At 68.9% G+C, this 9,605-nt stretch carries 8 protein-coding genes; 2 read left to right on the top strand and 6 right to left on the bottom strand.

Features of this window, described 5'->3' with window-relative positions:
• Nucleotides 1–308 precede the first annotated feature (308 nt).
• From BMZ45_RS07260 to BMZ45_RS07245, 4 genes are all read right to left on the bottom strand, one after another.
• Nucleotides 309–1,505: a PQQ-dependent sugar dehydrogenase gene (locus BMZ45_RS07260; protein ID WP_091634462.1), complete on the bottom strand. Its 1,197-nt coding sequence runs from the start codon at nucleotides 1,503–1,505 to the stop codon at nucleotides 309–311.
• A 13-nt stretch (nucleotides 1,506–1,518) separates the two neighbouring features.
• Nucleotides 1,519–3,444: an ABC transporter ATP-binding protein gene (locus BMZ45_RS07255; protein WP_091634459.1), complete on the bottom strand. Its 1,926-nt coding sequence runs from the start codon at nucleotides 3,442–3,444 to the stop codon at nucleotides 1,519–1,521.
• Between the two features lie 70 nt (nucleotides 3,445–3,514).
• Nucleotides 3,515–4,069, bottom strand: a complete 555-nt coding sequence (locus BMZ45_RS07250) for a demethoxyubiquinone hydroxylase family protein (RefSeq protein WP_091636309.1) — start codon at nucleotides 4,067–4,069, stop codon at nucleotides 3,515–3,517.
• A 69-nt stretch (nucleotides 4,070–4,138) separates the two neighbouring features.
• Complete coding sequence (locus tag BMZ45_RS07245) at nucleotides 4,139–4,852, bottom strand: alpha/beta fold hydrolase (RefSeq protein WP_091634456.1); 714 nt, start codon at nucleotides 4,850–4,852, stop codon at nucleotides 4,139–4,141.
• A 214-nt stretch (nucleotides 4,853–5,066) separates the two neighbouring features.
• Here BMZ45_RS07245 and BMZ45_RS07240 point away from each other — a divergent pair, with 214 nt between their 5' ends.
• The gene (locus BMZ45_RS07240) at nucleotides 5,067–5,903 is read left to right on the top strand and encodes a hypothetical protein (protein ID WP_091634454.1); all 837 of its coding nucleotides are present in this window, start codon (nucleotides 5,067–5,069) and stop codon (nucleotides 5,901–5,903) included.
• A gap of 309 nt (nucleotides 5,904–6,212) precedes the next feature.
• Here BMZ45_RS07240 and BMZ45_RS07235 read toward each other — a convergent pair whose 3' ends face one another.
• Nucleotides 6,213–6,599 carry a RidA family protein gene (locus tag BMZ45_RS07235; RefSeq protein ID WP_175488975.1) on the bottom strand — a complete coding sequence of 129 codons (387 nt, stop codon included), beginning with the start codon at nucleotides 6,597–6,599 and terminating at the stop codon, nucleotides 6,213–6,215.
• A gap of 187 nt (nucleotides 6,600–6,786) precedes the next feature.
• Between BMZ45_RS07235 and BMZ45_RS07230 the strand changes: the two genes are divergently transcribed.
• Entirely contained in the window at nucleotides 6,787–8,346 is a 1,560-nt protein-coding gene (locus BMZ45_RS07230) for a fumarate hydratase (protein ID WP_254776576.1), read from the top strand.
• Between the two features lie 136 nt (nucleotides 8,347–8,482).
• Here the strand turns inward: BMZ45_RS07230 and BMZ45_RS07225 are convergent, their stop codons facing one another.
• A complete protein-coding gene (locus BMZ45_RS07225; RefSeq protein WP_091634448.1) occupies nucleotides 8,483–9,604 on the bottom strand; it encodes a sterol desaturase family protein in 1,122 nt (373 codons plus the stop codon).
• Nucleotide 9,605 lies beyond the last annotated feature (1 nt).

Here is a 9,605-nt window from a genome sequence, read left to right as displayed (position 1 = left end):
GGGATTTTTCGAATGGACGTCCCTGTCCATTCGAAAAACGGCGCGCGTCCTGCGCGCCGCCCTTCGGGTCTACGGTTGGTCGGGTGGGTGCGGGGCTTTTGGATTTCAATGCCGCGGCAACGGCAACGGCATATTTTTTGCCATCATCCCCGCGAACGCGGGGATCCAATGACTTTAGGGCGCAGCAACGTCGCCACCAATCGCCTCGACAGTAGGATGCGGTGAGCCGTAGGCGAACCGCATCGTCGCGTAGTCGCAAGTCGCTGCGGCAACACGGTCATCGCCGCGTTGCCTCGCAACGCAGCTGCTCAGCCGCCAGTCTTCCCTGGCGGATCCAAGCGCAGCAGCTTGCCGTCCTTCTCGTCGGTCAGCACATACACCTTGCCGTCCGCGCTCACCCGCACGTCGCGGATGCGCAGGTCGAGTTCCTTGAGCAGGCGCTCTTCCTTGACGATCTTGTCGCCATCCAGGCTGAGGCGGATCAGGTTGCCGTCGGCGAGCGCGCCCAGGAACAGGCTGTCGTTCCAGGGCGAGTCCGGTCGGCCGGTGTAAAAGGCCATGCCCGACAGACCCGGCGATTTTTCCCAGACGTGGTACGGCGATTCCATGCCGGGCTTGCTCTTGCCCTCGGCTTCGGAGATCGGCAGGCCGCTGTAGTCGATGCCGTTGGTGATGATGGGCCAGCCGTAGTTCTTGGTCGGCTCGGGCAGGTTGATCTCGTCGCCGCCGCGCGGGCCGTGTTCGGCCTCCCACAGCTTGCCGCTGCGCGGGTCCAGCGCCAGCGACTGCATGTTGCGATGGCCGTAGCTCCAGATCTCGGCGCGCGCGTCGCTGCGGCCGACGTAGGGGTTGTCGCTGGGTACGCTGCCATCCAGGTTCACGCGCACCAGCTTGCCCTGCAGCATCTTCAGATCCTGCGAGGCCATGCGTTCCTGGCGCTCGCCCTGGGTGATGAAGACGTGGCCGTGGCCGTCGAAGGCGATGCGCGAACCGAAGTGGTTCGGACCGACCAGCTTGGGCTGCTGGCGGTAGATCACGTTGACGTCGCTGAGGCCGGCGTCGCCCAGCGTCGCCAGCGCGACCGCGGTGCCGGCGCTGCCGTCGGGGCCAGGCTCGGCGTAGCTGAGGTAGATGCGCTTGCTGCTGGCGAAGTCCGGCGCCAGCACCACGTCGAGCAGGCCGCCCTGGCCCTCGGCCCACACCTGCGGCACGTTGGCCAGCGGCGCCGACACCGCGCCGTCCGCGCCGATCCGGCGCAGGCGCCCAGGGCGCTCGGTGACCAGGAAACCGCCGTCGGGCAGCAGCGCCACGCTCCAGGGGTGTTCCAGGCCTCGGGCGATCTCGGTGACCTGGATCGGTCCGCTTTCGCTGGCGAGCTGCTGAGCGCTTTGCCGAGCCGGCGCGGGCCACGCCGCGGCGCCGTCCTGGGCCGGAGTCTTGTCGCAGGCGACCAGGGCGCAAGCGAGGGCGAGAGCGAGCGGAATGCTGCGGTGACGGACAACCATGCGGGGAATCTCCTTAGCGATAACCGGCGGCCTGCAATTCGAACAGTTCGGCGTAGCGCCCGCCTTGCGCGAGCAGCTCGGTGTGCGTGCCGCTGGCCTCGAGTCGGCCTTCGGCGAGCACCAGGATACGGTCGGCCATGCGCACGCTGCTGAAGCGGTGCGAGATCAGCACCGCGGTGCGGTCGTCCGACAGTTCCTTGAAACGTTGGAATACCTCGAACTCCGAGCGCGCGTCCAGGGCCGCGGTCGGCTCGTCCAGGATCATGACCTGAGCGTCGCGCATGTAGGCGCGCGCGATCGCGATCTTCTGCCACTGCCCGCCGGAGAGGTCGACGCCGGTCTTGAAGCGGCGCCCGATCTGCTGGTCGTAGCCCTGCGGCAGCGATTCGATGACCTGGTCGGCCATGGCGCGCCGGGCCGCGTTGCGGATGCGTTCATCGTCGTGCATGGCGTCGATCTGGCCGACGCCGATGTTCTCGCCGGCGGTGAGGTGGTAGCGCACGAAGTCCTGGAAGATCACGCCGATGTTGGCGCGCAACGCATCCAGGTCGTATTCGCGCAGGTCGCGGCCGTCGAGCAGGATGCGGCCTTCGTCGGGGTCGTACAGGCGTGCCAGCAGTTTGACCAGCGTGGTCTTGCCGGCGCCGTTCTCGCCGACCAGGGCCAGCACCTCGCCCGCGCGCAGTTCGAAGTTCAGCCCGCGTAGCGCCCAGCGCTCGGCGTCGGGATAGCGAAAGCCGACGTCCTCGAACACGAAGCCGCGCGCGATCGGGCGCGGCACCGGCAGCGGATCGGCGGGCGAGACGATCTCCGGTTCGATCTCGAAGAACGAGAACAGGTCGTCCAGGTACAGGGCCTGGCCGGCCACTTGCGAGAACCCCACCAGCAGGCCTTCCAGCAACTGGCGCAGGCGCCGGAAACTGCCGGCCAAAAAGGTCAGGTCGCCGATGCTGAAATCGCCCTTGACCGTGCGCCAGGCGATGTAGGCATAGGCGACGTAGTAGCCCAGCGTGCCGAGCGCCGCCAGCAGGGTGCCCCAGAACGCGCGCCGTCGCGCCAGCGAGCGGTTGGCCTTGAAGAACTTGTCCGCCAGCTCGCGGTACTTGGCGATCAGATAGCGGTGAAGGTTGAAGATCTTCACCTCCTTCGCGGTCTCGACGCTGGCGCCCATCTGGCGCACGTACTCGAGCTGGCGGCGTTCGGGCGTCCAGGCGAAGTTGAGCGAATAGCCTAGGGCGTTGAAATGCGCCTCGCCGACGAAGGCGGGGATCAGCGCCACCGCCAGCAGCAGGATCAGCCAGGGCGCGTACACCAGCAGGCCGATCGCGAAGCTGATCACCGTGATCGTGTCCTGGACCTGGCCGAACAACTGGCTCATCAGGTTCATGCGGCCCATGGTCTGGCGGCGCGCGCGGTCCAGTTTGTCCTGCAGGTCGGGGTCCTCGAAGTCCTCCAGGTCCAGGGTCGCGGCGTGCTCCATCAGGCGCACGCTGGTGGCGTTGGTGAACAACTCCGACAGCAGCGAGTCGCCGTAGCTGATCAGGCGGCCGAGCAGGTCGGAACCGATCGCCAGGCCGAACTCCAGCGCCAGCAGGCTGAGCAGGGTGGTGAGCTGGCCGCCGTTGAGCGCCGCGCTCACCGATTCGAACTCGACGCCGGCCGCGACCAGGCGCACCGCTTCGTCGATGATGAGCTTGCCGACGTACAGGGTCGCGACCGGCAGGAATGCGCGCACCAGGCGCAGGCCCAAGGTGATCAGGGTCAGGCTGGGACTGGTCTGCCAGATCTGGCGCAGGAATGGCGGCAGATTGCGCAGCGCGTCGAAGCGCTCGCGCAGGCTGGGTTTGCCGGTCGATCGGCCGGCGTTGCGGCCGGACGCGTTCTGGCCAGGTGCGCTCGGGTCGGAGGCGGGTGGGACGGCGTCGGCGGGCGAGGACATGACCGGATTGTGCCTGGGCTGCGCTAGAGGGTCGTGAAAGCGGCGAGGACGGCGGTGCCGGTTGCGGTACTCACCGCAGGCCCAGCCAGATCACCGACTCGGTCGACATCGCGACCACGGCCTCGACCGCGCGGGTCAGCGCGCTGTCCGCGCCGACGCGCTCGGCGGCCAGGTCACGGTGCCCGAGTTCGTCGCGCACGATCGAGGCCACGGCCGCATGCGCCTGCGGATCGGTATCGGCCAGATGCACGAGCTGTTCCTGCAGATGGCGGTTGACCACGGTTTCGACCGCGCGCGTGCAGGCCATGACCGCGCGTTCGCCCAGCAAGGCGGTGATCAGACCCAGCGCATAGCCGCCGACGCCGCAGAGTAGGAAACTTCGGCAGCGCCGGACGCCGCGCGCGGCGAGCACCTCGGCGAACGTGGCCAGGTGGCGACGTTCATGCGCCAAGAAGTCTTCGAGCAAGGCTACGTGCGCGTGGCCCAGCCAGCGCCCGATCAGGATCTGGGCGCGGTAGATCTGGATCGCGCCGAATTCGCCGGCGTGGTCCACGCGCAGGTAGCGCATGGCCAGCGACGGCGTCGCGATCGGCGCGTGCAGTGCGGGGTCGAGGCTGTGCGTCATCGCGGGCATGGGGTAGGGCGTGCGCGCAGCATAGCCGCGTCAGCGGCCCTGGGAGCGGGCGAGTCTGCGTCAGGCGGCCACGCGCGCCAGGGCGCAGTCCAGTGCGATGCCGGTCAACAGTTCCGCGACCTGCGCCGGCGCCGACAGCATGGCCAGATGGCCGGCATCCAGATCCCGCACCCGTGCCTGCGGCAGCCGCGCGATCATCGCGTCCTGGCGCGCCGGCACCAGACTGCGGTCGCGCAGCAGGCGCAGATAGGTCGAAGGCGCAGGCACCGGCTGCACACACGTGGGCGTTAGGTAGAGGCCGGGGAACTCCGCTTCGTAGCGCGCGACCACCTCGGCCGCGCTGGCTTCGTCGAGGTCGTTGCACAGTTCTTTGCGGATCATCGCCGGCCCCGGTGTGAGGCCGTCGCGGTTGTAGCGGAACAGCAGGCGCAGCAGGGCGCGTTCGACCGCGCCCAGCGCGTCGACGTAGGCACCGCCCGGCGGCGGCAACGCCGCCGCCAGATACACGCCATGACGCAGTCGCGGGCCCAGGCCGGCGGCCAGGTCCGGCATCAGCACGCCGGCCAGCGAGTGCGCGACGATCGCGACCTCATCGAGACCGCGACGGTCCAGTTCCGCGATCAGGGCGCGCGCGCAACGCTCCGGCGTCGCGTCGGGGTGGCGGCATGGAATGTCCAGCGCGATCGCCGGTACCGCCATGCGTTCGATCACGAGGTCCCAGACCCAGGCGCCGACGCCGGCGCCGTGCAGCAGGACGGTGGTGGGGACGGACATGCGGCGGTTCCTGGTCGGCGGCGGGAGTGAGCACAGGCTAGGCCGGGCGACCGCCAGCTTTTGTCAGCAGTACCACCGCCACGGCGCACGGCGCCGGGTTTTTCTTGACGGCGCCCGAGCCGCGCCGAACAATCCCGCTGCGTTTCGACGCGGCGGATCGGCGCAATCCCGTACCGCGCGCCGGCGTCGCGACTGCGTCACCATCAGGGGAACCATGAGAATTCTTGCGTCTGCGCTGATCCTCGCGATCGGCTTCGTCAGCGCGCCCGCGGGCGCGCGCAAGCTCCAGTACGCGCTGCCGCCCGCGGCTTCGGCAGCGGGCGAGGTGCGACTGGTCGAAGGCGAGCGCGCTGTGCTGCCGCCGGAGGTTTCCGGCGTCGCCTATCTCGATGAGGCGCGCAGCGTCGTCTACCGCCAGGACTTCGGCGGCATGGGCGTGGCCGGCGGCTTGCTGCTCGGCCCGTTCGGCGCGGGCGCCAACGCCCTGGCGATCCAGAAGAACACCGCGCGCGAGGCCGAGGCCCTGCGCGGCAAGTTCGGTTTCGCGCCGGATGCGCTGCTGCGGGCCGCATTGACGGCGATGCCGGCGAGCGCGTCGGCCAGTCGCGAGGCCAAGCTGCGGCCCAGCCTCTACCTCACCCGCGACAAGCAGGAGCGCCTGATCTTCTGGACCATCGTCGATGTCGACCTGGACGGCTGGCGCGGACGCTATTCGCGGGTGCTGCCGGCGCGTGTCGCCTCGGCGGCAGTCGTGGCCGGCCTGCCGGAAGCGGAGCGCGCGGCACTGGAAGCCCAGCTGCGCGACTCCTACATCGAGACCTTGAAGGTGCTGCAGCTCGATCTGGAAGGGCGGGCCGGCGAGTTCGCCAAGAGGAAGGTCGAGGTGGAAGCGCTGGCGCCGCGCTTCCATGCCGCGGTGAAGTACGAGTTCGTGCGTCGCGACGAGACCCACACGCTGATCCGTGCGCTGGCGCCTTCGACGGTGCAGGCCGCGGGCCTGGGCTTCTCCGGCGTGCTGATCGTTCCGAATTCGGAAGCGCTGGTGAAGTAAGCCGGCGCCGGGCCCGACTTCGCTCAGGCCCACAGCCGCAGCGGCCACAGGCCCCAGGCCCCAGGCCGCCAGCATCAGCGTCCATTGCCTCCGTTTCCGGTTCGGCCGCGATCAGGCTGGCCGGCAGACCAACGCCAGGGCCAACAGGCCGGCACGCCACAGCGCCGACAGGTACTTGGGTGCGGCGGCCGCGGTGCTGGCCAAGCGGATACCTGCGTTCGGGCTTGCGTCGAGTCTGGGCGAAGGACGCGCGCCCGCCCCGTGGACAAGGTCACGGCCGCGGAGGCGATCGCGCGTGGCCGTGCCGGCTCAGGTCGCGGCCATGGCTTCGACTTCGAGTTTCCAGCGCGGATCCAGCAGATGGCAACAGACCACGGTCGAGGAGGGGCGATGCCCGCCCAGGTACTTCAGGCGCAGCTGCACGTTGGCTTCGTCGTCGGCGGGATCGGCCAGATAGGTGCGCAGCGAGACCAGGTGGCGGTAGTCCATGCCGGCCGAGCGCAGCAGCAGGCCCATGTAGCGCCAGATCAGATCGCCCTGTTCCTCGAAGGACGCCGGCAGGGTGCTGCCGTCGGCGAGGTAGCCGTTGAGCCCGCTGATCACCAGCAGGCGCGAGTCGCCACGGATTTCGGTGGCATGGCTGTAGCCGCGGTAGGGCGGGAACAGCTCCGGTGGGTTATGACTAATGATGGGCATAGCGGCTCCAGGATGGCGCGGCGGGAGGGGGGCGGCGCGGGAGCGGCCCGGACAGGCGGCCGGGGCGGTCGAGCCTGGGCGTAGCGTCGGCGAAACCGGGCGCCGTGGCCGCGGTCGGGCCATGGCAGACGGCGCGACAGGCCGGGCGAGTAGAATAGCCGTCCCCACCGCCAGCCCTAAGCCCGCCGTGACCGCCAGCCCGTCCCCCGCCGCCTTCAGCGGCCCGGTCGTCATCCGTCAGGACGACCTGATCCAGTCCATCGCCGATGGCCTGCAGTACATCAGCTATTACCACCCGGTCGACTACATCAAGAACCTCGCCGCGGCTTACGAGCGCGAAGAGAGCGTCGCCGCCAAGGACGCGATCGCCCAGATCCTGATCAATTCGCGCATGTGCGCGGAAGGCCATCGCCCGATCTGCCAGGACACCGGCATCGTCACCGTGTTCCTAGAGATCGGCATGGATGTGCGCTGGGACGGCGCGACCATGGGCGTGGAGGACATGGTCAACGAGGGCGTGCGCCGCGCCTACAACCACCCCGACAACAAGCTGCGCGCGAGCGTGCTGGCCGATCCGGCCGGCAAGCGCAGCAACACCAAGGACAACACGCCGGCCGTCGTCAACGTGAAGGTCGTGCCGGGCAATACGGTCGACGTGATCGTGGCGGCCAAGGGCGGCGGTTCGGAAGCCAAGTCCAAGTTCGCGATGCTCAACCCCTCCGATTCCATCGTCGACTGGGTGCTCAAGACCGTGCCGACCATGGGCGCGGGCTGGTGCCCGCCGGGCATGCTCGGCATCGGCATCGGCGGCACCGCCGAGAAGGCGATGCTGCTGGCCAAGGAATCGCTGATGGAGCCGATCGACATCACCGAGCTGCAGGCGCGCGGCGCCAGCAACCGTGCCGAAGAGCTGCGCCTGGAGCTGTACGAAAAGGTCAACGCGCTGGGCATCGGCGCGCAGGGCCTGGGCGGTCTGACCACGGTGCTGGACATCAAGGTCAAGGATTACCCGACCCACGCGGCCAACCTGCCGGTGGCGATGATCCCGAACTGCGCGGCCACCCGCCACGCCCATTTCACCCTCGACGGCAGCGGCCCGGTGATGCTGGATCCGCCCTCGCTGGAAGACTGGCCGCAGCTCACCTACGACGCCTCCAAGGGCCGTCGCGTCGATCTGGACACGGTCACGCCGGACGAAGTCGCCAGCTGGAAGCCGGGCGAGGTGCTGCTGCTCAACGGCAAGCTGCTGACCGGCCGCGACGCCGCGCACAAGCGCATGGTCGACATGCTCAACAAGGGCGAGCCCTTGCCGGTCGATTTCAAGGGCCGCTTCATCTACTACGTCGGCCCGGTCGATCCGGTGCGCGACGAAGTCGTGGGCCCGGCCGGTCCGACTACGGCCACACGCATGGACAAGTTCACCGAGCAGGTGCTGGCGCAGACCGGCCTGCTGGGCATGGTCGGCAAGGCCGAGCGCGGCCCGGTCGCGATCGAGGCGATCAAGAAGCACCGCTCGGTCTATCTGATGGCGGTCGGCGGCGCGGCCTATCTGGTGTCGAAGGCGATCAAGGCCTCGCGCGTTGTCGGTTTCGCCGACCTGGGCATGGAGGCGATCTACGAGTTCACCGTGCAGGACATGCCGGTCACCGTGGCGGTCGACAGCGCCGGCGAGTCGGTGCACAAGACCGGCCCCAAGGAATGGCAGGCGCGGATCGGCAAGATTCCGGTCGTGGTCGAACCGGCCTGAGCGTCGTAACCGTGGTCTTCGCAACGCCCGGCCCTGCGCCGGGCGTTGCGCTTTATGGGCGCGGGTAGGAGCGGCGTCGGCCGCGACCGCGCCACTTCGGCATCGACGAAACCGGCCGCTGCCGGCGCATGCGCCGTCAGGCCACGTGGTCGTCGTAATGCTTGCCCTTGCGGAACGGCATCAGGTGCTGCTCGACGATGCCGCGCGGCACGCTCTCCAGCTTCATCACCCCGTACTCCTGCGGCCAGGCGTCGCGATCGCGCGGCAGCTTGAAGGTGCCCATCAGCATGTCCACCAGCGGCAGGTGGATGGCGTAGTTCACGTCGATGTAGTCGTACTGGCGCGCGTGGTGCCAGTGGTGATAGCGCGGCAGCACCAGCAGGTACTCCAGCCAGCCGAAGCGGATGCCGAGGTTGGCGTGCGCGAGCACCGCCTGCAGCCCCACCAGGATCACGTAGGCGTTCACCGCCGGGGTGGAAAAGCCCAGGATCAGCAGCGGCAGCAGCACCGCGCTGCGGGTCAGCACGATCTCGACGAAATGGATGCGCGAGCCGGCCAGCCAGTCCATTTCGCGGCTGGAGTGGTGCACGGCATGGAAGCGCCAGAGCCAGGGCAGGTTGTGGTACGCGCGGTGCAGCAGGGCCTGGGCCAGGTCGGCGATGAACACCGCGATCAGGAACTGCGCCCACACCGGCAGCGACTGGATCGCGGCTTTCAGCCCCGGGAACGCCGCCAGCCCGGCGATGGTCGAGGTCGAGGCCGTGACCAGGATCAGGATGAACTGCACCAGCACGTGGCTCATGAAGAAATAGGCCACGTCGGTGCGCCAGCCGGGCCGCAGCGGCGAGATCCGGCGTCGGCCCAGATAGTGTTCCAACGGCACGAACACCAGCGCCGAGAAGAACAGCGAAATCACGAACCAGTCCAGCCCCAGGGAGTACGGGGTCTGGCCGATCGCGTCGAACTGCACGTTGCTGCCGCCCAGCAGCACCGCCAGGGTCGCGCCGCCGACGCCGAGCATGGCCACGCGCCGGTTGCGGTCGCGCAGGATCGCCAGGGTGCCCAGCACGAACGCCGCCACCAGGCCCACCAGCAGCAGGTGGCGGGCGAAGGTCTCGTTGTAGACCGCGCGGAATTCCTTGCTGGTCAACAGCTCGGGAAAGTGGAAGCACCACACCGCCATCAGGCTGAGCAGGCCCAGCAGGGCCGAGGCGTAGGCGAAGAACGAGCGGCGGGGGCGGGTGGCGGTCGACGTCATG

This window comes from Lysobacter sp. cf310 (genome assembly GCF_900114355.1).
Classification (GTDB): domain Bacteria; phylum Pseudomonadota; class Gammaproteobacteria; order Xanthomonadales; family Xanthomonadaceae; genus Lysobacter.
Note: the sequence above shows the minus strand (reverse complement) of the source record. Positions and strands in the feature narration are given on the sequence as shown.

Bases quoted from the DNA above. Each gene is read 5' to 3' on its own strand.
- BMZ45_RS07260 (WP_091634462.1), bottom strand. From the start codon at position 1,505: ATGGTTGTCCGTCACCGCAGCATTCCGCTCGCTCTCGCCCTCGCTTGC.
- BMZ45_RS07255 (WP_091634459.1), bottom strand. From the start codon at position 3,444: ATGTCCTCGCCCGCCGACGCCGTCCCACCCGCCTCCGACCCGAGCGCA.
- BMZ45_RS07250 (WP_091636309.1), bottom strand. From the start codon at position 4,069: ATGACGCACAGCCTCGACCCCGCACTGCACGCGCCGATCGCGACGCCG.
- BMZ45_RS07245 (WP_091634456.1), bottom strand. From the start codon at position 4,852: ATGTCCGTCCCCACCACCGTCCTGCTGCACGGCGCCGGCGTCGGCGCC.
- BMZ45_RS07240 (WP_091634454.1), top strand. From the start codon at position 5,067: ATGAGAATTCTTGCGTCTGCGCTGATCCTCGCGATCGGCTTCGTCAGC.
- BMZ45_RS07235 (WP_175488975.1), bottom strand. From the start codon at position 6,599: ATGCCCATCATTAGTCATAACCCACCGGAGCTGTTCCCGCCCTACCGC.
- BMZ45_RS07225 (WP_091634448.1), bottom strand. From the start codon at position 9,604: ATGACGTCGACCGCCACCCGCCCCCGCCGCTCGTTCTTCGCCTACGCC.